This is a genomic window from Sphingobium sp. CFD-1, from assembly GCF_024611115.1.
In the GTDB taxonomy this organism is placed as follows: Bacteria; Pseudomonadota; Alphaproteobacteria; order Sphingomonadales; family Sphingomonadaceae; genus Sphingobium; species Sphingobium baderi_A.
In genome coordinates, this window is the sequence record NZ_CP084398.1 from 2,529,199 (window position 1) to 2,551,982 (window position 22,784).

Sequence of the window (22,784 nt, forward strand, 5' to 3'; positions counted from 1 at the left end):
TGCTGAACCAGGCCTAAACAGCTTGCAGGAGCAGCACTCTTGAAAGACCGATTGCGCGGCGCTGACGGCTTTACCTAGTGCGTGAGGGAAGTTGTCCGGAAATTTCCCTGGCGATAGGCATCCACACGCTCGCCATAGCCCCGCGCGAGATCTTCATAGGCCATCCTGCCGGCCGCCGATTGACTCTTTGCGGCGCGTATCAAGGACATCTGCTGACGATGCAGCAGGTAGTTGACATCCACTTCCCTATCCATCGGCCTCTCCTTGACGTTCCTTATATGTGGGTCAGGTGGCTCATCTCGGTCGCCTGAGGCGCCGGTGCGGGATTTTACCCTTTCCCGCCCATTCCGGCGAATCAGCCTGTCCCACGGGTAGCGCGGCCTGACGCACTCTCATGCCGGACTAGCGCATGATGAAGCGCCTCGCCTGCGATGGCAAGGATTGCGGCAATGGCGACAATTTCATGGAGTCGATGACGCAACCTCTTGGAAAACGGGCATCATCATGGCATCACCCGCTCCCATAAAGACAGGGGGTCGATATTTTGGGGGAAATGCTGGTCGCCTTTTTGGCGATCGCTCATCGCGAGATTCTTCTCTTCGCGGTGGCGGGGCTTTTTATCGGCGGGATCGACGACCTGCTGATAGATGTCCTGTTCCTGTGCCGCCGTGTTTGGCGCAGGCTTACCATCTACTCGCGCCATCCGCGTATGACGACGGCCACGATGCCGCACTCTCCAAACCCCGGACGAATCGCCGTTTTGGTGCCCGCATGGGACGAGGCTGACGTGATCGGCCCGATGATCAGAAACGCGCTGCACCGTTGGCAGGATGCGAACTACAGGATTTTCGTCGGAGTCTATTCGAACGACCGTGCGACGATCGAGGCGGCGGGCAGGATCGCGGCCCATGAACCGCGAGTGATCCTGGCGATCAATTCTCATCCCGGTCCCACCACGAAAGCCGATTGCCTCAACCTGCTGTGGCGCGCGATGGAAGCCGAAGAACACAAAAGCGGTTTCGCGTTCAAGGCGGTCCTGCTTCACGATGCCGAGGATGTCGTGCATGGCGATGAGATCCGTCTGTTCGACTTCATGATCGATCGTTTCGATCTGGTCCAACTGCCGGTGCTGCCCCTGCCCGGCAAGGGCGGATGGCTAGGCCGCGCCGTCACCAATCATTATTGCGACGAATTTGCGGAGAGCCATTCCAAATTCCTGACCATAAGGGAAGCATTGGGTGCCGCCATTCCGTCTGCCGGGGTCGCCTGCGCCTTCGAAAGGCGGATGCTGGGTCGGCTGGCCCACGACAGGCACGAGGGCCCCTTCGATCCTGCGTCCCTGACCGAAGATTATGAAGCCGGTCTCCGCATCGGCGAAATGGGCGGTCGAGGCATATTCGTGCGTATGCGCGATGGGAAAGGCGACCTGGTCGCCACTCGCGAATATTTCCCAGACACGCTGGATGCCGCCATCAGGCAGAAGGCGCGCTGGATCATCGGCATATCCCTTGCGGGATGGGATCGACTGGGGTGGCATGGCGGCGTATCCGAATGGTGGATGCGTATCCGCGATCGGCGGGCCGCGTTTGCCGCGCTCGTACTATTCGCGGCATACCTGTCCTTTTTGCTGTGGGGCATGTTGCTGCTCGTCGAATTTTTTTCTGCCTATACACTGCCGCCCTATCCTGAAGCGATCCGGACGTTATTGCTTTTGAACGCGGGCATCATGATCTGGCGCGCGTTGCTGCGCGCATTATTTGCGGGGCATAGCTATGGCTGGCACCATGGGATCGCCTCAATCCCGCGCATATTCGTCGCCAATCTGATTGCCATCATGGCGGCCCGCCGCGCCATTTTCCTTTATGTCGGCTCGCTGCTTGGCAGACCGCTGGCATGGGACAAGACCGAGCACCGTTTCCCCGAATTACGGGCGCAGGAATGACTGTCACAACCAGCGGGCGTCCCCTTCGCTTTTTCGCGTTGTTGATCCTGGGATGGGTTGCATTTCGCGCTGCCGTCATATGGATGGATGAACCAAACTCCCTGGCGCGCCCTCTGATGCGCCTTGCTCCCATGCCCGTTCGGTCATTCGCGATGGAGACTCCCACGGTCTCCACGCCAGGACCAGGAGCCAGGAAGGGAAAAGAACATGACGCCTTTCGCCCTGAAAGGCAGGCCCGGCATCATCACCCGCATCAGATCAGCAGAGACATCCCCCTCCATCTTGCCGGGTTCAGCCCCCCTTCCGATGAGGCCGCGCCATCCGGGAACTATGGCTCGCCCGTCCTGGCGATCCCCGCGCCGGAACCTCATCCCTCCCCCTACCGCCCTTCCACCGACCGTTGGCGGGCGAGCGCATGGTTGTTCTGGAGAGATGGCGGCGATGTCCCGCATGCGCTTTCTCCTGGTCGGTTGGGCGCTTCCCAGGCGGGGATACGGATCGACTTCCTTCTCGCGCCATCCATGGAAAGACGAGCCACTGCATATGGACGGATAAGCGGCGCGCTCGACCGCCCGATTGCAACGGAGGCGGCGCTGGGCATTTCCTTGCAGCCTGTGCCCGGCATTCCGGTGAGCATTGGGATAGAGCGTCGCATAGCGTTGGGCGAAGGAGGAAGAAACGCCAATGCCGCCCTGATCGTGGGTGGCTTTGGCCCGACCGTCCTGTTCGATGGCGTCGAGGCCGAAGGTTACACCCAAATGGGCATGGTAGGATTACGTGGCCGCGACCTATTCGCCGACGGTAAGCTGTCGCTCCTTTCAAGAATCGGCAAATCCTCTTTCCGCATCGGCGGCAGCCTGTCGGGCGGAGCGCAGCCCGATCTGGAGCGTTTGGACATAGGCCCCGAATTGCAATGGCGTCTTCCTCTCCCCGATGCCAATGCCCGCATTGTCATCGAATGGCGTGAACGCATCGCGGGGCGGGCGCGCCCTCCATCCGGGCTGGCCATGACGCTTGCCACCGATTTTTAACCGATCGGGCATTGCACGACTTTATATCCGGATGCTTTGGCACTAACCCAGAGAGACATGGATCTTTACCTGCCCATCGCCAATCTGTCGGTGAACGCCCTCGTCATCATCGGGCTGGGCGGGGTCGTCGGCCTGCTGTCCGGAATGTTCGGCGTAGGCGGCGGGTTTCTGACGACGCCGCTGCTCATCTTCTATGGCATTCCTCCCACGGTCGCGGCCGCGTCGGCCGCATCGCAGGTGACAGGCGCCAGCGTTTCGGGCGTTGTCACGCATATGGAGCGCGGCACCGTCGATTTTCGCATGGGCGGCGTATTGATTGCCGGCGGCGTGATCGGCGCGGGGATCGGCGTCCTGTTGTTCAGGTTGCTCCAGTCCCTCGGGCAAATCGATACGGTTATCGCCATTCTTTACGTGCTGATGCTGGGCGGCATCGGGACGCTGATGGCCAAGGAATCGATCCAAGCCCTGATTGCGTTCAAGTCCGGCAAGCGCCTCCCGGCGCGCAAACGCCGTCATCACCCCCTCGTCGCGGCATTGCCGATGCGCTGGCGCTTCTATCGCTCGGGGCTTTATATTTCCCCGCTCGCGCCGCTGCTTCTGGGCATGGCGACGGGCATTCTTACCATGCTGCTAGGCGTGGGCGGCGGGTTCATCCTCGTGCCCGCAATGCTGTATCTGTTGGGCATGAACACACAGTCGGTGGTGGGCACTTCCCTTTTCCAAATCCTCTTCGTCACCATGGCGACCACGATGATGCATGCCATGACGACAAAGGCGGTGGATCTGGTTCTCGCCCTGCTGCTCCTTATCGGCAGCGTGACGGGCGCGCAGGTGGGAACGCGCCTTTCGATGACAATCCGCCCGGAATATCTTCGCATCCTGCTGGCTGCAATCGTTCTGCTCGTCGCGGCGCGCATGGCGTTGGGCCTGGGGTGGCGGCCAGACGAAATCTATACGATCGAGGTCCGATGAAGCGCGCCTTCATCCCTTCCCTGCTCGCTCCCGCTCTCATCCTGTTGCTGGGCGCCGCCGATGAGCCTGAGTTGGTGCCCGACGTGTCGCAACGCACCGTCGAAATCCAATATAGCTTCACCGGCGCGAATCTGCTGCTGTTCGGCGCGATCGTCTATCCCGACGGGCGACGACCCAAAAAGCCGGCCGACATCGTCGTGATCCTCAAAGGCCCTGACCAATCCATCATAATGCGCGAGAAGGAGAAGGTCGCGGGCATCTGGGTCAATGCAGACCGCGCGCGCTTCCGCTCCGCGCCCAGCTTCTATGCTATGGCATCGTCCCGGCCGATCAGGCAAATCGTCGATGACAGGACCGCCGCCATTTACGAATTGGGCGTCGACAAGTTGCAGTTGTCGCCATCATCGCTAAACGACAGCGCCGCACTTGCACGGTTTCAGACGGGCCTGGTGGATCTGCGCCGACGTGTAGGTCTTTATGTCGAGAAGCCCGGCACCATCGAAATCACCGACGGCGTGCTGTATCGGGCGCGTCTGCCATTGTCGGCAAGGGTCACGGTGGGAGACTATACGGCGGAAACTTTCCTGGTGCAGGACGGCCGCGTCGTGGCGGCGGCGGTAAGGGACATTACTGTCCGCAAATCGGGCTTTGAGCAGTTCATGGCCATGGCGGCGGAACACTGGTCTTTCTTCTATGGGTTGACCGCGATCCTGCTCGCCGTTGGCATGGGGTGGACCGCCGGAGCCATTGCGCGGCGGCTGTGAGGGACGGGGTGTCGGGACAGGCGCTTTTCTGCAAAAGGCTGGGCATTATCGGAGCGGGACGCGCCGGTCAGGCCTTCGCCTTGGGGCTGGCGCCCTTTTCCCAAGGAACGCCACTGCTCTACAATCGGTCCGAGGCCCGACGGCGGGAGGTGCTCGACCGTTTACCCGATATCGCGCCTGCGGAGCATCTGAAAGAGGTCGCGGAAAAATGCGACACCATCGTTCTGGCTGTTTCCGATGATGCGATAGCGGTCGTGGTGGAAAGCCTGTCGCGCGAAACCATGAAGCATCGCCCATTCCTCTTTCACCTGAGCGGGAGAAGTGGGGCCGCCGCGCTGGAAATGTTGCGCGAAGCGGGCGCGCTGACTGCCGCCATCCACCCGGTGATGACCTTCACCGGCGATCCGGCCCATGAAGTGAAGCGCATGGTGGGCGCACCCTTTGGCGTGACGGGGAGTTCCGCCGAGACTACCGAACGCGCCATGGCGGTGGTGGGATGGCTGCGGGGCAAGGGATTCATTATCGCAGAAGAAAAACGGTCGCTCTATCATGGCGCGCTGAGCCATGCGGCAAACCATCTGGTGACACTGATGGCCGGAGCGGCCCGCGCCCTGGAAGAAGCCGGGGTGGACGATCCGGGCAAAGTGCTGGGACCGCTGGTCCGCGCCGCCATGGAGAATAGTCTGACCAGCGGGTTCGCAGCCTTGTCCGGGCCTTTGCTCCGCGGGGACCGGGGAACCATCGGCGATCATCTGGCCGCCTTTGACCGATATTGCCCGGATGTGTTGCCGGACTATCAGGCCATGGCGCTGGCAACGCTGCGGGAGATGGAGCGGCATGGCATGGGACAGGCCGATGCCATGCCGGATCTCCGGCAATTGCTGGAAAGCTGACGGAGCTTATTTACCGTCCAGCATTTCAATCATGATGGAGAAGTCGCGGGTCGCCTTCCCCTGGTTTGCGAGCATCTGATAGAGCGCTTCGGCGGCATTGCCCATGGGAACGCTGGCGTTGACGGAGGCGGCCGCTTCGATCGCCAGCTTCAGGTCCTTGAGCATCAGGCCGACCGCGAAACCGCCCTGATAATCATTGTCCGACGGGCTTTGCGGGCCAACGCCGGGAACGGGGCAATAGCTGGTCATGGACCAGCTCTGGCCGGACGAGACGCTGGAGATGTCGTAAAAGGTCTGCGGATCGAGGCCCAGCTTCTGCGCCATGGCGAAGCTTTCGCAGGTCGCAACCATCGTCGCGCCGAGCAGCATGTTGTTGCAGATCTTCGCCCCCTGCCCATTGCCCGCACCACCTGCATGGATGACGGCCTTGCCCATGGCGGAGAGAATCGGCTTTGCCTTGGCGAAGGCCGCATCGGCGCCGCCGACCATGAAGGTGAGCGTGCCGCCATTGGCGGCCGCGATGCCGCCGGAGACGGGAGCATCGACCATTTCGAAGCCTTTTGCCGTCGCGGCTTCGATGACGCGGCGAGCGGTGGCAACGTCGATAGTGGAGCAGTCGAGGAACAACGCCCCCGCCTTGGCCGCGCCGAAGATTTCGCCATTATAGACGCTTTCGACATGCTTGCCCGCAGGAAGCATGGTGACGACGGCATCCGCACCGGTGACGGCTTCGGCCGCATTGGCGGCGCGGACGGCGCCAGCCGCTTCGGCGCGGGCCAGTGCGTCTTCGGACAAGTCGAAGGCGCGGACGGCATAGCCGTTCTTCAGCAGATTGGCGGCCATGCCGCCGCCCATGTTGCCGAGGCCGATGAAGGCGATGGTGAGGCTCATGTCAGGCTCCTTCCAACTCTTGACGTCTATATCTCGCGGAATGCGAATTCATCCATGGCATTGACCCTGTCGGAAACGGGCAGATGGTGCTGGGAGTCCGGGCCGCCATTTCCGCAGGACAGCTTTCCTTTACCCCTGAAGTTCGGGCAAGGGCGTCCATTGCTTTTCCGGCGGCAAGGGCGCGAAGATCGCCTCGATTATCGCATCCGTTACGCCTTCAGGCGTCGCCGGATTCCATTTGGGCGCATTGTCCTTGTCGAAGATCACCGCGCGCACCCCTTCGACCAGATCGGGACGGCGGATCACATGACAGGCAATGCCATATTCCATCCGCATATTGTCGGCAAAGTCGGTCTTGGCCGCGCCTTCGGCCAGCTGGCGCAACGCCACCTTGATCGTTTGCGGGGATTTGCTGTCCAGAACGGTCCGCTGCTTCGCCGCCCATTCGCCGCCATCCGCTTCCAGCGCGGCAAGGATTTCCTCCAGCCGGCCAGATGCGAACAGCCGGTCAATGTCGGGACGCATCGCCTCCAGCTTGGAAGGCGGCGGCGTTTCGGCATTATCGTCCAATATGGCAAGGAGCTGCTGCGGATCGCCAAGGATGGCATCCTTGACCGTATCCAGCTTGTCCGAGGTCATATAATGCGTGGCAAGTCCAACGGCGCGGCAATCGGCCCCGTCGATCCGCGCGCCGGTGGCCGCGAGCCATGCGCCTGTCCTGCCCGGCAAACGCGGCAGGAACCAGCCACCACCCACATCGGGAAAGAGGCCGATGCCCGTTTCCGGCATGGCAAAAATAGTCCGTTCCGTCACGACGCGATGCCGTGCGGGGAGAGAAAGGCCGACGCCGCCGCCCATGACGATCCCGTCAATGAAGGCAACGATCGGCTTTTCATAGACGAACAACAGATGGTTCATCCGATATTCGACGAAGAAGAAATGCTCGGCCTCAACGCAATCGCCCTTCGCGCTGTTGGCGATGAGGGCAATGTCGCCGCCCGCGCAAAAGCCGCGCCCTTCGGCATGATCGATCATCACCGCGACGACCGTGTCATCCTTGCTCCAGGCCAGCAAGGCATCGTTGATGGCTCCGCACATTTCCGGCGTCAGGGCGTGGAGCGCCTTGGGCCGGTTGAGCCGGATGCGGCCGACGCCATTTTCGATGAAGGTCAGAACTTGGTCAGTCATCTTCTCTCCTTGGCGCGGCACATGCCGGAGCGGAGTTGTAATGGGGTTGGCTGCGCGTTTTCTTCGTTCCAGCTTCGAACCGGACAGCGAACCGCCCAGCCCCTGAGCGCCCTTCCCCAAAAGTTAGCGATTACTGCCGCAACATATCGCGGGCAACGATCATCCGCATGACCTGATTGGTGCCTTCCAGGATCGAATGCACGCGCAGATCGCGCCAGAAACGCTCGATCGGATAGTCCATCAGATAGCCGTAGCCGCCATGCAGCTGCAGCGCGCGATCAACCACGGACGAACCTGTATCGGTGGCAAGACGCTTGGCCATGGCGGCAAAACGGGTCTTGTCAGGCGCATTCTCCGTTACCTTGACCGCTGCGGCATACAGCAGGGTGCGGGCAGCCTGAAGCTCCGTTTCCATGTCCGCCAGCGTGAACTGGGTATTCTGGAAATCGGCGATGGACTGGCCAAATTGTTTGCGGTCTTTTGTGTAGCTAACCGCTTCGTCGATGCAGCGTTGTGCGCCCCCGAGCGAACAGGCGCCGATATTGAGGCGCCCCCCGTCAAGACCCATCATGGCGATGCGGAAGCCTTCCCCTTCGCCCCCGACCAGATTTTCGACCGGCACGCGAACCGCGTCAAAATTGACCTGCGCGGTAGGTTGAGAATGCCAGCCCAGCTTGCGTTCCTGCGCGCCGAAGCTGACGCCTTCCATATCCTTTTCGATGACGAGGCAGCTGATGCCCTTGGCGCCGTCATCGCCGGTGCGGACCATGGTGACATAAAGTTCGTTCTCTCCACCGCCGGAGATGAACTGCTTGGAGCCGGTGACGATATAATGGTCGCCATCGCGAACCGCCCGGGCCTTGAGGGCCGCAGCGTCCGAACCGGACCCTGCCTCGGTCAGGCAGTAACTGCCCATCCGTTCCATCGGCACCATGGAAGGCAGATATTTATCCTTGACCGCCTGACTACCGAAGCGGTCGATCATCCAGGCGGCCATATTATGAATGGACATGAAGGCGCTGGTCGACGGACAACCGTAGGCCATCGCCTCCATGATGATGGCCGATTCAAGACGGCCAAGGCCGATGCCCCCCGACGCTTCGGAAACATAGATGCCGCCAAAGCCCAATTCCGCCGCCGCCCGGATCGTGTCGCGGGGGAAAATATGCTTTTCGTCCCACTCCGCCGCATGGGGCGTAATCGCGTCGGCGGTGAACCGGCGCGCGAGATCCTGGATCTCGCGCTGGTCGTCGGTGAGATCGAACTGAGTCACGATACCCCTGCCCTCAACCCATGGTCGGGATGACGAAGGCGCTATCGCCGCTTTCGCCGCCGTCGGGCCAGCGCTGAGTGACGGTCTTCACCTTGGTCCAGAACTTGACGCCTTCCATGCCATGCTGGTTAGTATCGCCAAAGGCAGACCGCTTCCAGCCACCGAAGGTGTGATAGGCGACCGGCACCGGGATCGGCACGTTGATGCCGACCATGCCGACTTCGACCCGTGCGGCAAATTCGCGTGCGGCATGGCCGTTACGGGTGAAGAGAGCGACGCCGTTGCCATATTGGTGCTTGCTGGGAAGCGCGAGCGCCTCTTCGAAATTGTCGGCGCGGACCATCTGGAGCACGGGGCCGAAAATTTCTTCCTTATATGCCTGCATGTCGGGCGTCACATGGTCGAACAGCGTCGGGCCGACGAAGAAGCCCTTCTCATGCCCCTGCAGCGTGAAGCCGCGGCCGTCGACGACCAGTTCCGCGCCTTCATCGACGCCAGTCTGAATCCACTGCTCGATCTTCGCCTTATGCTGGGCTGAAACGACGGGGCCGTAATGCGCTTCCGCATCGGTGGAGACGCCGACGCGCAGCGCCGCGATCGCAGGAATCAGTTTCTCGCGCAGGGCAATAGCGGTCTTTTCGCCCACCGGCACGACGACCGGCAACGCCATGCAGCGTTCACCCGCCGAACCGAAAGCCGCGCCGCACAGATCGTTGACCACCTGGTCAAGATCGGCATCCGGCATGACGACGCCATGATTCTTCGCGCCGCCCATCGCCTGAACGCGCTTGCCCGCCGCAACGCCGCGATTGTAAACATAATGGGCGATGTCGGACGAACCGACGAAGCTGACCGCACCGATGCCGGGATGATCGAGGATCGCGTCGACCATTTCCTTGTCGCCATGGACGACCTGGAAAATGCCTTCAGGCAGGCCCGCTTCAAGGAAGAGTTCACCCAGACGCACCGGAACGGACGGATCACGCTCCGAGGGCTTGAGGATGAAGGCGTTGCCGGTCGCGATGGCAACGGCGGACATCCAGAGCGGAATCATCGCCGGAAAATTGAACGGCGTGATGCCCACACCGATGCCGATCGGTTGACGGGTGGAAAATACGTCGATGCCGGTGCCAGCGCCCTGCGTGAATTCACCCTTCAGCACATGAGGGATGCCGCAGGCAAATTCAACCACTTCAAGGCCGCGCTGAATGTCGCCCTTGGCATCAGCGATCACCTTGCCATGTTCGGAACTAAGCAGATGGGCGAGTTCGTCCATATGCTGTTCCACCAGATCCTTGAAACGGAACATGACGCGGGCGCGACGCTGCGGATTAACGGCCGCCCATGCGGGCTGCGCCTTTTGCGCGGCTTCCACGACGCGATCCAGCAAAGCGGCGTCGCCGAGCGTGACGCGGGCCTGAACGCCGCCATTATTGGGATCGAAGACATCGCCATAGCGCGCGGACGCGGTATCGTGGGCGAAAGCGAGCTTGTGAGAAATCTCACGCATGGACGGTCCTTTCCGTAAGGTTGACGCGGCTCTAGCAATAGCGTGTAATTGCATGCAACGACGAAGTTTCGCATGTCTATACTGCAAAAACGCAGTTGGGGGAAATGATGTTCGATTGGGACGATCTGCGCGTCTTTCTGGCCGTAGCGCGGGCGCGCAAGATCGCTCCGGCGGCGCGGATGCTTGGAATCGATGCAACCACCATCATGCGGCGCCTCGCCCGACTGGAACGGGCGCTGGGGGCGGACCTGTTCGAGATGGCATCGGGCGAGCGGACGCTGACCGTCAGAGGACAGGCTCTACTGCACCATGCCGAAGCCGTCGAAAGCGCAGCCATGTCGGCGGTGGAGGATGTGGCCGGGCTGGAACAACAGCTTGCCGGGCAAGTGCGGCTGTCGGTGGCAGAGGGCTTTGGAACATGGGTGCTGGCGCCGGGGCTGGCGGAGTTCAGCCGACGGCATCCGGGCATAAGGCTGGACCTCATTACCGCTTCGGGTTTCCTCAATCCTTCAAAGCGCGAGGCGGACATGGCGCTGATGCTGGCACGACCGCAGCGAGGGCGGCTGTCGGTCAAGCGGCTCGGAGAATATCGCCTGCATCTTTATGCGTCGGTCGATTATCTGGCGCGGGCAGGACGACCGGATCGCCCTGCCCAGCTCCGCGATCATATGCTGGTCGGCTATGTGCCGGAATTCATCTTTTCTCCCGAACTCGATTATCTGGACGAGGTGGAGGCCGGGCTGGAAGCGCATCTGCGCGCGACGAGCATCAATATGCAATATCGCATGGTCCGCGATGGAAGCGGCATCGGCGTACTGCCCGACTTCATTGCGCGCAGCGACCCGCAACTGATCGAATTGATGGCCGACAGGGTGGAGATCATCCGCCATTTCTGGCTGGTGACGCATGAGGATCTGCGGAAAGTCGCTCGTATCGCTACGGTCGGCGCCTGGTTGCAGGAGCGGGTCATGATGGCGTCGCGTTGACCCGCCCTCCACATGGGAGCAGCCAGCGCGAGATGCCACAGCTGAGACAGCCCAATTGAAAGGCGTCGGCCTCACTTCGTCATGAAGGGTGCAATGGGCGGCGGATCAATATCGCCAGCTGCAACGAAGCCGGGATTGAAGAAGCCGTCCTTGCCATAGGCCATCGGCGCCCCATCGGGCGCAAGCAGCTTGCCCCCCGCAGCGCGCAAAACGGCATCACCCGCGCCGATGTCCCATTCACAGGTCGGAGCGAGACGGGGATAGAGGTCCGCTTCCCCCGTCGCGACCATGCAGATTTTCAGCGAGGAGCCGAAAGACACCCGCTCGGCCACGTCAAACTGATCGAGATAGGCGTCGGTTTCCGGCGTGTTGTGGGATTTTGAGGCGACCACCGACAATCCCGTGTCGGGCAGGTCACGCACGCGGATCGGGGTGCGCTCACCGATCATGCCTTCGCGGGAGACAGACGCGCTCCATGCTTCTCCGCTGTGCACGTCGCCCACGAAAATCCGGCCCTTTGCCGGAGCATGGACGATGCCGAATACAGGTTTGCGCCCCTCGATCAGCGCGATATTGACGGTGAAGTCCCCGCGCCGCTGGATAAATTCCTTCGTCCCGTCGAGCGGATCAACAAGGAAGAACGTGCCGTCAGTTTGCGGAATGCGGCCTGCCGCCGCCTCCTCTTCCGCGATCACCGGAATATGCCCCGCCAATCGCGCCAGCGCTTCCAGGATAATTTTTTCCCCCGCGGCATCGGCCTGCGTCACGGGGCTGTTGTCCGACTTGGTCTCGACCGAAAAGCCCGCATCGTAGATTGCCATGATCGCCTTGCCCGCCTCGATCGCGGCGGTGATCAGTTCTTCGGCAATCGTCGTGATATTCATCGGCTGATCGATTTGAGACATATGGATAATTTCCCGTCCTTCATTGCGGGCTTCGGATGGCCCCTGTTTTCTGCTTATAGCGCAATCCGCGTCAACGCCAATCCGGATTGGTTCAAGCCTCCGACCAACGGCGAAGCAGATTGTGATAAACGCCGGTCAGGCGGATCACCTGCGCGTGCCCATGACCCAGATCGGCGGCCAGCGCCTGAATGCTGCTGTCGAGATCGAACAGCATCTGCCGCGCGGCGTCGTCGCGGACCATGGATTGCAGCCAGAAGAAGCTCGCGACGCGACGCCCGCGCGTGACCGGTTCCACCCGATGCAACGAAGTAGAGGGATAGAGCACAGCATCGCCCGCGGCCAGTTTCACCTGCTGAACCCCGAAATGGGTTTCAATGGTGAGTTCACCACCGTCATAGGCGTCAGGCTCTTCCAGAAAGATGGTGATAGAAAGGTCGGACCGGACGCGAAAACCCGTTCCAGCCTGAATACGGACGGCGTTGTCGACATGCGTGCCGAATGCCTGCCCGCCTGCATAGCTGTTGAAAAGCGGCGGGAATATCTTGAGCGGCAGGGCCGCCGCAATGAACAGGGGCGATTGACCGAGGGCGTCCAGCACCATCTGCCCAGCCTGCCTGGCTTCCGGCGCATCTTCCGGCAATTGCAGGTTGCGCTTGGCGAGCGCCGACTGATGGCCCGACGTAACGTTGCCGTCCACCCACTGCGCCTGATCGATCAATGCCCGAACAGCGCAGACGGCCTGCATGTCGAGCAACTGGGGAACGGCAATCAACATGACCTGAAACTCGAACCGGGACTGACAAGGGGTAGAAAGGTCGGGCGAAAGGCTAACGCTTTATCAGGCAGCGTCGATTCGCAGGACGAACGGGATTTCCACCACGCCCTTGACCCGCGCTGGCTGTCCATTGCGGATGATGGGCTTCCAGCGCCAGCCGCGAACGGCATCGCGCGCGGCGTCATCCAGCCGCTTGGAGCCGCTGCTTTGTGCAATAACGATGCTTTCGACGCTGCCGTCCACGCCCAGCGTCAGAGACAGCACTACCGTCCCCTGCTCACGCTTGCGACGGCTTTCGATGGGATAACGCGGCGGTTTGCCTGCCACCATCTGGGCGCCCAAATCCCCACCCTGCACGATGCTCGGCGGCGCTGGCGGTGCGGCAGATGCCGACGGTCCCGGCGGGGACATGACCGGCATGGGCGACGGAACGGGCACGGGATCGGGCGTTGTCGCCACCAACTGAACCGGCGGCACGGGCATCTGGACCAACGGTGGAGGTGCAACGATTTCCGGCTTCGAGGGCGGCGGTGGGGGCGTATCGGCGGCGGGCGGCGGCGGTGGGGGCGTCAGGTTGACCACCGTCAGCTTTGCTTCGCGCGCTTCAATGACATGCTGCCGCACCTGGATCAGCGCATAGATGAGCATGGCATGGATCAGGACAATAGCAAGAATGACGGGCAGGTTGGGCCTGCGCCCTTCACCGAAGCGACCTGTGGCCTCGACGGGGTTTGACGACAAGACCCGGCTGGGGCTACGGGATTCAAGGAGGTACTGAGACGCCGGAACGTCCAACACGTCGTCGATCCTTTCTTCCGCTACCGAGAGCATGATCGCCCCTTCTTCCGATCAGTAAGCCAGCAAAGGCCCATATCCCGAACCCTAATGCGAATCAATTGCATAATTGTCTCGCATGGTCCTGCTCCGGTTCAAAGGATTGGGCGGGCAGCGGCCCGAGGAGGATGGATTCGCCGCTGCCCGCCCCTTTCCCCGGCCGGGACAAGCCGGGGGTTATTCCGGGTCAGAACTTGTAATTCAGACTGAACACCGCCGAACGGGTCGGCGCTGGCTGCGCCCAACTGTTGCCGATATTATTCCGAACCGTGGTCACATATTTCTTGTTGGTGAAGTTCTGGACATTGACTTGCGCCATCAGGTTTTCCGTGATGGGGTAGGATGCCATGAACCGGTGGATCGTATAGCTGGGCACACGATAAGGCACATAATTGTCGGCCGCGAGTTGCGCGAGCGTGGGCTGGTTCAGCAGGAACTTACCCTGATAAGTCAGCCCATAGCCTAGTTCCAGCCCAAAGGGCAGGCGATAGGTGGAGAACAGGCTACCTGAATGCTTGGGCGTATTGGCCAATTGGTAACCAGCGGTCGGATCCACAAAATCGGCACTGTTACCGCAACCCGCCGCACCCGGATTGGCAAGGCAATAGTTGGACACGCCCTGCTGTATCTTCGATTTCAGATACATGTAATTCGCCGAAATCGTCCAGTTGGGCGTGATATTGCCCGATGCGCCAAGGGAAATACCCTCCACCCGCTGCTTGCCATCAAGCGTCTGGTCCGGCAGCGTCGGATCGTTCGAGTTCACCTTGATCGAATTACGGTCGTTGCGGAACAGCGCAGCAGTCAGCAGCAATTGCCCGTCGAACAAATCCGCCTTCACGCCAATTTCATAATTCTCGGTCGTTTCCGGTTTCAGGCGACAATTAGCGGCCGAGCAGGCGCCATCGACAGATGCCTTCGAAGGCAGCTTTGAATTGCCATAAGCGACATAGATGCTGGTGTTGGGCGTCGGCTTCACCACCGCACCGATACGATAGGAGAAGAGATTGTCTTCCACCTCGAAATAGGTCGGATTGGTTTCGGCCGGATCAGTGGGAACCACCGGCAATCCAATGTCGGGGCCGCTGGTCTGGTAACTGAAGTTCCGGTTCCAGCCCTTCACCTTTTCATAGCGCACGCCGCCATTGATCTCGAACCATTCCGTAAACTTCATCGCATCGAACAGATAGGCCGCATAGCTTGTCTGCTGGCCGATATTTCGGCCGCCCATGATGAAATTGGTCGGACCGACATAGCTGTTGCTGCCATAAAGACGGGCGAGGCCACCAATCGCCGCCGGGCCGGCAATAACCGACGATGGATCGCCGATATTCACGAGCGGATAGTAAAGGCCCAGGCTGGCGCCTGCATTGTAAAGCGGATTGGGCACCCCCGAACTTGCGCCTCGCGCCACCACAAAGGGTGCTGCATAGGGGTCATAGCCGTCCGCGGTACGTCCGATACTGCCCTGACGTTGCTGATATTTTTCCCACATCGCCGATGCGCCGATGACGAGGGAATGACCAATGCCGCCAGTTTCAAATTCAGCGCTCAGGTCGAACTGCGTATAGGCCGTTTCATTGCTGATGAAGCGCTGGTTGCCGCGGCCGCCAGTAGGCAGATAATAGCCTACTGGTATGGTGAGCGCTTCCCCTGCCTCGCTCATGTAGATGGTCATCGTGCATGCACCGTTGGTATCCGGGTTGAAACCGCCGCCGGCGCCATCATCCAAGCAGAAGACACCCTGCGGTTGGCTGGTTACGGTGTTCTGGCGAACATTTTCATAACGGGTGAGATTGCGAAGCTTCACGCTATCACTAAACGCGTGGCTGAAGATCGCCTGGAGCGAATCCGTCTTGCTGTCCTGCCGGTCCAGATTGGCGAAGCCATAATAGGCGGAGCGGTCGAAGTCCCTGAGAATACCGCCGAGCGCCGGGAAATAACGCATGCCATATTGCGGCATCGCCTTGTCATCTAGATGCTCATATTGCAGCGTCAAGCTGGCAGGCCCGTCAATGCCGATAGTGACGGCAGGCGCTATGCCCCAGCGCTTATAATCTTCCACATCGCGGCCCGGAACATCATTTTCATGATAGACGGCATTGATGCGGACGGCGACCAGATCGTCCAGGCGCTTGTTCGCGTCAATGGTTGCGCGATAATAATTGTCGGTGCCGATGCCCGCATTCATCACGATCTGATCGTCGGCCAGCGGCCGCTTCGTGACGAGGTTGATCGTGCCCGCAACCGACCCGCCGCCATTCATGACGGAATTCGCACCATTGGTGACCTCGATCTGCTCGATATTATAGACTTCGTTACGGTTGAGAAACGCACCCGACCGCACGCCGTCGATAGTCACATCGTTCTTCGCGTCCTGCCCGCGCAGGATGATGCGGTCGCCATAGCCGAAACCACCCTCGCCCGCGCCAAAAGTGATGCCCGGAACGGTCGAAAGCACATCGCGCAAGGTCAGCAGATTCTGCTGCTGGATGGTCGCCTTGCTGATCACCGTGATGGTCTGGGGCGTATCGAGCAGCGGACGCACATATTTCGGAGAGTCCGCTTTCTCGACCTTCACTTCGGATTCATCGATCGCGGTGTCGGTGACGGTGACGCCCCCCAGCTTGGGCGCCGAGGCACTATCCTGCGCGTGGACGGTGGACGCCAGCGCAATAGCGCCGACACAGCCCATCGCCAGAAAAGACGGAACATTTGCGGATTTGGACATGGATCAGGAAGCCCCCTTTGTTGTCGGGAGACCTGCTATTGCGACTTGTTCTCAGAGTCAACATTATTGCGAATAATTCTTATTATTGCGCTCGATATGTCACATCGAAAAGCCAGCACCGGATCGCGCTGGCAAGATTGGGCGGCTGCGCTGCCGCCAGGCGCTCCACATCGATCCGGGCGATAAGGGCGTTGACCGGAATCCCTTCGCGCGCCGCTTCCTCACGAAGGGCCTTCCAGAATATCGGTTCAAGGCTGATGGCCGTCTGGTGGCCAGCAATAGTCACGCTCCGCTTTGCAGGCGGGGCAAAAAGAGAGGCTCCGGCGGACCGGGCCGACGAAGCCTCATCCCGTTCCATCAATACATGTGCTGACCGCCGTTGATCGACAATGTGCTGCCAGTGATGAAGGCCGCCTCCTCACCGCACAGAAATGCCACGCCGCGGGCGATTTCAGAGGCATGGCCAAGGCGGCCCACCGGTATCTTCGCGACGATCTTTTCCAGCACGGCCGCAGGAACGGCGGCGACCATGTCGGTATCGACATAGCCGGGCGCGATCGCGTTGACGGTGATGCCGAATTTCGCGCCTTCCTGCGCCAGTGCCTTGGTAAAGCCATGGATGCCGGATTTGGCGGCGGCGTAATTCACCTGACCATATTGACCCGCCTGCCCGTTGACCGAACCGATATTGACGAAGCGCCCCCAGCCCCGCTCCCGCATGCCGCCGAACGTCGCCTTGGCCATGTTGAAGCACCCGCCCAGATTGATGCGCATCACATCATTCCAGTCATCAAAGCTCATCCGCGCGAGCACGCCATCGCGGGTTATGCCTGCATTATTGACCACGATATCGATGGGGCCAAGTTGTTCCGTCACTTGCGTGCATCCGTCGAGGCAGGCTTGATGGTCGCCGACATCCCATTTGAAAGTGGCGATGCCGGTCTTTTCGGTAAAGGCGCGCGCCTTTTCCTCATTGCCCGCATAATTAGCTGCGACGGTGTAGCCGAGAGCCTTGAGAGCCAGGCTGATCGCCTCGCCAATACCGCGTGTTCCGCCAGTGACGACAGCAACCTTGCTCATAAGCCCTCCTATAATTTTTCAGTCTGAAACCTCATTCAACTCACCCAGCCGGCCAATTCTCGACCGATCAGATTCTCATAGAGTTTGATAGCCTCTGGAGAGGCGTTCAAACAAGGCAAATGCGCGAATTTTTGCCCGCCAGCAGCCAGAAAATCATCTCGTCCCCGGATGCCGATTTCTTCGAGGGTTTCAAGGCAGTCGGCAGAAAAGCCAGGCGTAAGAACGGCAACCGTTCGGACACCCTTTGGCGGTAGGCTTTTGAGCGTCTCATCGGTCGCCGGCCCAAGCCATTTCGCTCGTCCGAAACGGGATTGGAACGTCACCCGGACGTCCCGTTCCAAAGCCTGCGTCAGGAGTCGCGCCGTTTCCAGCGACTGCTCATGATAAGGATCGCCCAGCGTCTTTGTACGTTCCGGCATTCCGTGGAAACTGGCGATCAGGAGATCGGGCTCGAAATCCAACGCGTCGAGTTGCCTTTGGACCGACATCTTCAACGCTTCTATATAGGCCGGATCGTCGAAATAGGGCGGCAAGGTGCGGATCGCGGGTTGAGCGCGCATCTTTGCCAGCGCCGCCGACACGCAATCTACCGCCGTGGCGGTCGTTGCCCCGCAATATTGCGGGTAAAGAGGCGCTACCACAATGCGGTCGCAGCCTGCCTCATCAAGCGCCGCCAGCCGGCTCGCAATCGATGGATTGCCATAGCGCATGGCCCAGTCGATCATCACTTCGGAGCCGAAGCGTCCTTGCAGGGCGATGGCCACGTCGCGGGTATTGACGGCGAGCGGGGAGCCCTCCTTCGTCCAGACCTGGGCATAGGCATGGGCTGACTTGCGCGGACGGGTGAGCAGAATCGGCCCGCGCAGGATCGGTTGCCAGAGCCATTGCGGGATTTCCACAACGCGCGGGTCGGATAGAAATTCGGCCAGATAGCGCCGGACGGCCCCAGCATCCGGCGCATCGGGCGTGCCGAGATTGATGAGAAGAACACCGATGCGAGGCATATTCAGTCCTGAGAAAGAAGCGGCAGGCTGCGGAACCTTTGGCCGGTGACGGTGAAGAGGGCGTTGGCGATGGCCGGGGTCACCAGTGGTGCGGCGATTTCCGTCGCACTGGCGGGCTGCGCGGTGCTGCGGATCAATTCAACCGTGACTTCACCAATATCGTCCAGCCGAGGAAGGTTCATGCGGCCCAATATGGCGCGTCTGGGCATTCCCTTGTCATAGGGGACCGACGCCCCCATCGCATAGGCAAGACCATAGATCAGGCCGCTTTCCACCTGCTGCCGGGCTATGTCGGGATTGACCTGATCGCCGCAATCGATCGCCGCGACCATTCGACTGACCGTGAGTTTGCCGCCGGTGATCGCGGCCTCCACCAGCACCGCGCCGAACGCATTGCCGGCCTGATACGCGGCGATCCCCTGCCCGCTGCCCGCAATGCCGCCCTGCCATCCCCCCATGGCGGCGGCGGTCGAAAGGCAATGGGCGAGACGCGGATTGCCGCCCAGCATCTGGATGCGGAAAGACATCGCCTCCATCTGTGCCAGATGGGCGAGTTCATCCATGAAGCTTTCGGTGAAGAACGTACTGTGCAAATGAGCGTTGCCGCGCACGAAACCAAGAGGCAGATATACATCTGACGGATAGTGGTCGATGGCCCAGTTGGAGACGGCATAGGGTATCTCCATACCCGCGATCGCGAGTCTTGTCGCCTTGTCCGCGCTCTGGGCCGCCGCTTCGTGGGGCAAGGCGCCGTTTGCGATCCGTGCCCAGGTCTGGCTCATCGCGCAGGGGGCGGCGACTTTCGCCAGCCAGCCCTCTATCACGCCGCTGCGGCCGAGCTTCGCTGCCATGCGAGCATGGGCGGGCGGGCTTGGCCGGTCATGAATGACATCCTCCAGCCGCGACCAGAGCAACTGGACGGGACGCCCCATGTCCCGCGCGATCAGGGCCGCCTGCACCGCTGCCTCGAAATCCATCTTGCGCCCGAAAGAGCCGCCCGCGTGCACGGGGTAAAGCGTCACGGAAGCCCGGTCGATCCCCAGCGCGTCGGCGATGGCCGTGCGGGCGAGACCTGGGGCCTGCGTCGCGGTCCACACCTCAGCCCCGGCGTCGGTGACGCGCGCGGTGGCGCACATCGGTTCAAGCGCCAGATGCAGCCCGGCGTCCACGCGATATTCGCTGGCCAGAATCGTCGCGCCCTCAAACACCGGCAACAGGTCGCCCTGCGTATAAAGACGGCGGCCATGGGAACCGGAAAAGGCATCCTCCAGCGCGGCGTCGATGCGTTCGTCGCTGACGGGCGGCCCATCCAGCATGAATACGGGATCGGCCAGATCGAGCGCCTTGTTCGCCGCCCACCAGTTGGTTCCAACCGCGGCGACCCAGCGTTCCGACCGGACCAGCTTCAGGAAGCCGGTGACGCTCCTGGCTGCGCCCTCATTCACGCTTTCCAGCCGCGCATCGCCGATCGGCCCTTGGCGGATCGACGCGAAGATCATGTCGGGCAGGCGGATGTCGGCGGCGAAATTATGGCTGCCGTCGAGCTTGGAAGGCGTGTCGAGCCGGGGCAAATCCTGTCCCGCCAACCGCCCCTCCATCCCCTGCCGCAGGGGCAGGATCTCGGGAAGGTCGAACGCCGCCGCCTCCTCGACCACATCTCCAAAACGCAGCGTCCTTTGGCCGCCGTCGGAAATCAGACCTTCCTGAATGTCGCAGCTTTCCCACGGCACGTTCCAGCGCTTCGCCGCCGCCTTGCACAGCAGGATGCGCGCCGCGGCCCCGGCATCGCGATAGGCATCGTGGAACATCGGCACGGAGGTTCCGCCGCCCGTCAGCATCAGCGCCTTGCGCGTCGCATATTGATCGAGCGCCCAGTCGCCCACCTCGCCGCCGACGCGGGTCCAGTCGCTCGCCAGCCACTCACGCGCCAGAAGGGTGTTCGCATAAAGGGGGCTTTCCGGCGCGCTTTGCACCGCGATGGTGCGCCAGTCGGCGCCCAGTTCATCCGCGAGAATCTGGGGCAGCAGGGTCGTTATCCCCTGCCCCATTTCCAGTTGCGGCACGATGACGATCACCTGTCCCGCCCGATCGATCTTGAGGAAGGCGTTGAAGACGAACTCCCCCGGCGCGGCGTTGAGATTGGGCTTGTAGCTGCGCGGCCAGACGGCCCATGCGAGCAGCAGCCCCGCGCCGGCGCCTCCACCGACAAGCAGGGCGCGGCGGTCGATTCCCTGCCTGCCCCTACCCTTCTGCCTTAGCGGTGCTCGCCCCATATCCCGACTGATAGAGAGCGGCAAAGGCGCTGCATAGCCTTATTCGGCACGGATGGGCGCAAGGCCGAGGCGCGGGATTTCGATTGCGGGGCAACGGTCCATCACGACCTTGAGGCCAGCGGCTTCCGCGCGTGCGGCCGCTTGCGGGTTGATGACGCCGAGCTGCATCCAGACCGCCTTTGCCCCGGCGGCGATGGCGTCGTCCACTGCCTCGCCCGCCGCCTCGCTGCGGCGGAAGATGTCGACCATGTCGATGGGCACGCCAATGTCGGACAGCCGGTCCCAGACGAACTCGCCATGCACATGCTCTCCCGCGATCTGGGGATTGACCGGCAGGACGCGATAGCCATGGTCCTGAAGCGCCTTCATGACGCCATAGCTGGGGCGGTCGGGACGATCGGAAATGCCGATCAGCGCAATGGTGCGGGTTTCGCCCAGCAGATCGGCGATATCCTGCGGCTCGGTCAATGGCATGGCAGCCTCCTTGGTTCAGCTTCCCAGATGGGAGAGACGCGGCGTAAAGCAAGACGTTCCCATTTATGGGCGCTTTGGGAGGTGGGGCGAGAGACGCGAGGGATGGTGCAAACGGCCAGTTGCGGACAACCCACCTCCGTTCGGGCTGAGCGAAGTCAAAGGGCGAACGGAGATGGGAATAGCGGACAGTCCGCTCCCCACCCAAACCGGATCACGCGATCCGCTGTCCTGCGGCCACGCCCTATCCTTATCGCGCGATATGTTCCGCAACCTTTTCCGCGATGGCGCGAAACGCCTGCCCATGCACATCGTCGCCCGCCGCGGGAGGATCGCCCGCGTCCGAGCGGCGGCGGATGTCGATGGCGAGCGGGATGCGGCCCAGGAAGGGCATGCCCATCTCTTTCGCCGCCGCTTCCGCGCCGCCCGCGCCGAAGGGATCGGAAACCTCGCCGCAATGGGGACAGGCATAGCCCGCCATATTCTCGACCAGGCCGATCAGCGGCACATGCGCCTGCTCGAACAGGTTGACGGCGCGGGTGGCGTCGATCAGCGCCAGATCCTGCGGCGTGGAAACGATCACCACGCCGGCGGGCTTGTGCTTCTGGATCATCGAAAGCTGGATGTCGCCGGTGCCCGGCGGCATGTCAACGATCAGCGTTTCCACGTCGCCCCATTCGGCGTCGATGAGCTGGCCCAGCGCATTGCTGACCATCGGCCCGCGCCACGCCAGCGCGCGGCCCGGCTCCACCAGATGGGCCATGGACAGCATCGGCACGCCCACCGGGCTTTGCACGGGGATCAGATGCTTGTCGCGCGCCTGCGGCTTTTGATCCTCGCTCGCCATCAGGCGGGCCTGCGACGGGCCATAGATGTCGGCATCGACAAGGCCCACGCGATGGCCCAGCCGTTTGAGGGCCACGGCCAGATTGGCCGACAGCGTGGATTTGCCGACGCCCCCTTTCCCCGACGCGACCGCGATGATCCGCAATTCCTTGCGTTCCGCGGTCATGGCGATGCGGACATCGCTCACGCCCGGAACGGTCAGCGCGCCTTCGCGAATGGCGGCGGCGATGGCGTCGCGCTGATCGGCGGTCAGGCCGCCTACTTCCAGCGCGAGGGTCATGACGCCGTCCTTGACGCGCGGCGTGCTGGCGCGGCCGCCGGTGATGGTCTTGAGGCGTGCGGCGAAGCTGTCGAGATCGGTCATGGCTGCCCTCTAAAGCCTTTCGGCATGGTGGGGAAAGAGGCTTTGCCCGGC

21 protein-coding genes are annotated in these 22,784 nt (G+C 61.7%); 6 read left to right on the plus strand and 15 right to left on the minus strand.

Going from position 1 to position 22,784, the window contains the following annotated elements; all coding sequences use genetic code 11:
* Positions 1 to 74: 74 nt before the first annotated feature.
* Entirely contained in the window at positions 75 to 254 is a 180-nt protein-coding gene (locus LDB26_RS12815; RefSeq protein ID WP_257538676.1) for a hypothetical protein, read from the minus strand.
* Positions 255 to 553: 299 nt separating this feature from the next.
* Between LDB26_RS12815 and LDB26_RS12820 the strand changes: the two genes are divergently transcribed.
* The 5 genes from LDB26_RS12820 to LDB26_RS12840 all read left to right on the plus strand — a co-directional run bounded on the left by LDB26_RS12820 (position 554) and on the right by LDB26_RS12840 (position 5,602).
* Positions 554 to 1,942: a glycosyl transferase family protein gene (locus LDB26_RS12820; protein ID WP_257542108.1), complete on the plus strand. Its 1,389-nt coding sequence runs from the start codon at positions 554 to 556 to the stop codon at positions 1,940 to 1,942.
* A 521-nt stretch (positions 1,943 to 2,463) separates the two neighbouring features.
* Positions 2,464 to 2,973, plus strand: a complete 510-nt coding sequence (locus LDB26_RS12825; protein WP_257538677.1) for a hypothetical protein — start codon at positions 2,464 to 2,466, stop codon at positions 2,971 to 2,973.
* A gap of 57 nt (positions 2,974 to 3,030) precedes the next feature.
* Positions 3,031 to 3,945, plus strand: a complete 915-nt coding sequence (locus LDB26_RS12830) for a sulfite exporter TauE/SafE family protein (RefSeq protein ID WP_062067276.1) — start codon at positions 3,031 to 3,033, stop codon at positions 3,943 to 3,945.
* Positions 3,942 to 4,709 (plus strand): TIGR02186 family protein, encoded by a 768-nt coding sequence (locus tag LDB26_RS12835; protein ID WP_062067279.1) that lies wholly within the window; start codon positions 3,942 to 3,944, stop codon positions 4,707 to 4,709. Before LDB26_RS12830 ends, LDB26_RS12835 begins: the two co-directional genes overlap by 4 nt.
* 8 nt (positions 4,710 to 4,717) lie before the next feature.
* Entirely contained in the window at positions 4,718 to 5,602 is an 885-nt protein-coding gene (locus LDB26_RS12840) for a Rossmann-like and DUF2520 domain-containing protein (protein WP_197413754.1), read from the plus strand.
* Between the two features lie 6 nt (positions 5,603 to 5,608).
* On the opposite strand, the gene mmsB is transcribed toward LDB26_RS12840, so the two are convergent.
* The 4 genes from mmsB to LDB26_RS12860 form a co-directional block, all read right to left on the minus strand.
* A complete protein-coding gene (gene mmsB / locus LDB26_RS12845; protein ID WP_062067285.1) occupies positions 5,609 to 6,493 on the minus strand; it encodes a 3-hydroxyisobutyrate dehydrogenase in 885 nt (294 codons plus the stop codon).
* 129 nt (positions 6,494 to 6,622) lie between these two features.
* Positions 6,623 to 7,681: an enoyl-CoA hydratase/isomerase family protein gene (locus LDB26_RS12850; protein WP_062067289.1), complete on the minus strand. Its 1,059-nt coding sequence runs from the start codon at positions 7,679 to 7,681 to the stop codon at positions 6,623 to 6,625.
* Between the two features lie 130 nt (positions 7,682 to 7,811).
* On the minus strand, positions 7,812 to 8,957 hold the full coding sequence (locus tag LDB26_RS12855; protein ID WP_257542110.1) for an acyl-CoA dehydrogenase family protein: 1,146 nt from the start codon (positions 8,955 to 8,957) through the stop codon (positions 7,812 to 7,814).
* A 10-nt stretch (positions 8,958 to 8,967) separates the two neighbouring features.
* Positions 8,968 to 10,464 carry a CoA-acylating methylmalonate-semialdehyde dehydrogenase gene (locus tag LDB26_RS12860; protein ID WP_062067294.1) on the minus strand — a complete coding sequence of 499 codons (1,497 nt, stop codon included), beginning with the start codon at positions 10,462 to 10,464 and terminating at the stop codon, positions 8,968 to 8,970.
* A gap of 107 nt (positions 10,465 to 10,571) precedes the next feature.
* Between LDB26_RS12860 and LDB26_RS12865 the strand changes: the two genes are divergently transcribed.
* Positions 10,572 to 11,450: a LysR family transcriptional regulator gene (locus tag LDB26_RS12865; protein WP_257542112.1), complete on the plus strand. Its 879-nt coding sequence runs from the start codon at positions 10,572 to 10,574 to the stop codon at positions 11,448 to 11,450.
* Between the two features lie 71 nt (positions 11,451 to 11,521).
* Here LDB26_RS12865 and cysQ read toward each other — a convergent pair whose 3' ends face one another.
* The 10 genes from cysQ to LDB26_RS12915 form a co-directional block, all read right to left on the minus strand.
* On the minus strand, positions 11,522 to 12,355 hold the full coding sequence (gene cysQ, locus LDB26_RS12870; RefSeq protein ID WP_257538678.1) for a 3'(2'),5'-bisphosphate nucleotidase CysQ: 834 nt from the start codon (positions 12,353 to 12,355) through the stop codon (positions 11,522 to 11,524).
* 91 nt (positions 12,356 to 12,446) lie between these two features.
* Positions 12,447 to 13,130: a Fe2+-dependent dioxygenase gene (locus LDB26_RS12875; RefSeq protein WP_257538679.1), complete on the minus strand. Its 684-nt coding sequence runs from the start codon at positions 13,128 to 13,130 to the stop codon at positions 12,447 to 12,449.
* A gap of 63 nt (positions 13,131 to 13,193) precedes the next feature.
* Positions 13,194 to 13,961, minus strand: a complete 768-nt coding sequence (locus tag LDB26_RS12880) for an energy transducer TonB (protein WP_257538680.1) — start codon at positions 13,959 to 13,961, stop codon at positions 13,194 to 13,196.
* Positions 13,962 to 14,151: 190 nt separating this feature from the next.
* Positions 14,152 to 16,695, minus strand: coding sequence for a TonB-dependent siderophore receptor (locus tag LDB26_RS12885; RefSeq protein ID WP_257538681.1), 2,544 nt, complete (start codon positions 16,693 to 16,695; stop codon positions 14,152 to 14,154).
* Between the two features lie 82 nt (positions 16,696 to 16,777).
* The gene (locus LDB26_RS12890; RefSeq protein ID WP_257538682.1) at positions 16,778 to 17,053 is read right to left on the minus strand and encodes a ribbon-helix-helix domain-containing protein; all 276 of its coding nucleotides are present in this window, start codon (positions 17,051 to 17,053) and stop codon (positions 16,778 to 16,780) included.
* Positions 17,053 to 17,775, minus strand: coding sequence for an acetoacetyl-CoA reductase (phbB, locus tag LDB26_RS12895; RefSeq protein WP_257538683.1), 723 nt, complete (start codon positions 17,773 to 17,775; stop codon positions 17,053 to 17,055). Before phbB ends, LDB26_RS12890 begins: the two co-directional genes overlap by 1 nt.
* A 35-nt stretch (positions 17,776 to 17,810) precedes the next feature.
* Positions 17,811 to 18,779 carry a ferrochelatase gene (gene hemH / locus LDB26_RS12900; protein ID WP_257538684.1) on the minus strand — a complete coding sequence of 323 codons (969 nt, stop codon included), beginning with the start codon at positions 18,777 to 18,779 and terminating at the stop codon, positions 17,811 to 17,813.
* A 2-nt stretch (positions 18,780 to 18,781) separates the two neighbouring features.
* Positions 18,782 to 21,052, minus strand: coding sequence for a xanthine dehydrogenase family protein molybdopterin-binding subunit (locus LDB26_RS12905; protein WP_257538685.1), 2,271 nt, complete (start codon positions 21,050 to 21,052; stop codon positions 18,782 to 18,784).
* Positions 21,053 to 21,091: 39 nt separating this feature from the next.
* Positions 21,092 to 21,526: a CoA-binding protein gene (locus LDB26_RS12910; protein WP_257538687.1), complete on the minus strand. Its 435-nt coding sequence runs from the start codon at positions 21,524 to 21,526 to the stop codon at positions 21,092 to 21,094.
* A 247-nt stretch (positions 21,527 to 21,773) separates the two neighbouring features.
* Positions 21,774 to 22,733, minus strand: coding sequence for an Mrp/NBP35 family ATP-binding protein (locus tag LDB26_RS12915; RefSeq protein ID WP_062067320.1), 960 nt, complete (start codon positions 22,731 to 22,733; stop codon positions 21,774 to 21,776).
* Between the last annotated feature and the right edge of the window lie 51 nt (positions 22,734 to 22,784).

What these genes read in the sequence shown, in the direction of transcription:
- LDB26_RS12815 (WP_257538676.1), bottom strand. Translation starts at nt 254, where the DNA reads ATGGATAGGGAAGTGGATGTCAACTACCTGCTGCATCGTCAGCAGATG.
- LDB26_RS12820 (WP_257542108.1), top strand. Translation starts at nt 554, where the DNA reads ATGCTGGTCGCCTTTTTGGCGATCGCTCATCGCGAGATTCTTCTCTTC.
- LDB26_RS12825 (WP_257538677.1), top strand. Translation starts at nt 2,464, where the DNA reads ATGGAAAGACGAGCCACTGCATATGGACGGATAAGCGGCGCGCTCGAC.
- LDB26_RS12830 (WP_062067276.1), top strand. Translation starts at nt 3,031, where the DNA reads ATGGATCTTTACCTGCCCATCGCCAATCTGTCGGTGAACGCCCTCGTC.
- LDB26_RS12835 (WP_062067279.1), top strand. Translation starts at nt 3,942, where the DNA reads ATGAAGCGCGCCTTCATCCCTTCCCTGCTCGCTCCCGCTCTCATCCTG.
- mmsB (WP_062067285.1), bottom strand. Translation starts at nt 6,493, where the DNA reads ATGAGCCTCACCATCGCCTTCATCGGCCTCGGCAACATGGGCGGCGGC.
- LDB26_RS12850 (WP_062067289.1), bottom strand. Translation starts at nt 7,681, where the DNA reads ATGACTGACCAAGTTCTGACCTTCATCGAAAATGGCGTCGGCCGCATC.
- LDB26_RS12860 (WP_062067294.1), bottom strand. Translation starts at nt 10,464, where the DNA reads ATGCGTGAGATTTCTCACAAGCTCGCTTTCGCCCACGATACCGCGTCC.
- LDB26_RS12865 (WP_257542112.1), top strand. Translation starts at nt 10,572, where the DNA reads ATGTTCGATTGGGACGATCTGCGCGTCTTTCTGGCCGTAGCGCGGGCG.
- cysQ (WP_257538678.1), bottom strand. Translation starts at nt 12,355, where the DNA reads ATGTCTCAAATCGATCAGCCGATGAATATCACGACGATTGCCGAAGAA.
- LDB26_RS12875 (WP_257538679.1), bottom strand. Translation starts at nt 13,130, where the DNA reads ATGTTGATTGCCGTTCCCCAGTTGCTCGACATGCAGGCCGTCTGCGCT.
- LDB26_RS12880 (WP_257538680.1), bottom strand. Translation starts at nt 13,961, where the DNA reads ATGCTCTCGGTAGCGGAAGAAAGGATCGACGACGTGTTGGACGTTCCG.
- LDB26_RS12885 (WP_257538681.1), bottom strand. Translation starts at nt 16,695, where the DNA reads ATGTCCAAATCCGCAAATGTTCCGTCTTTTCTGGCGATGGGCTGTGTC.
- LDB26_RS12890 (WP_257538682.1), bottom strand. Translation starts at nt 17,053, where the DNA reads ATGGAACGGGATGAGGCTTCGTCGGCCCGGTCCGCCGGAGCCTCTCTT.
- phbB (WP_257538683.1), bottom strand. Translation starts at nt 17,775, where the DNA reads ATGAGCAAGGTTGCTGTCGTCACTGGCGGAACACGCGGTATTGGCGAG.
- hemH (WP_257538684.1), bottom strand. Translation starts at nt 18,779, where the DNA reads ATGCCTCGCATCGGTGTTCTTCTCATCAATCTCGGCACGCCCGATGCG.
- LDB26_RS12905 (WP_257538685.1), bottom strand. Translation starts at nt 21,052, where the DNA reads ATGGGGCGAGCACCGCTAAGGCAGAAGGGTAGGGGCAGGCAGGGAATC.
- LDB26_RS12910 (WP_257538687.1), bottom strand. Translation starts at nt 21,526, where the DNA reads ATGCCATTGACCGAGCCGCAGGATATCGCCGATCTGCTGGGCGAAACC.
- LDB26_RS12915 (WP_062067320.1), bottom strand. Translation starts at nt 22,733, where the DNA reads ATGACCGATCTCGACAGCTTCGCCGCACGCCTCAAGACCATCACCGGC.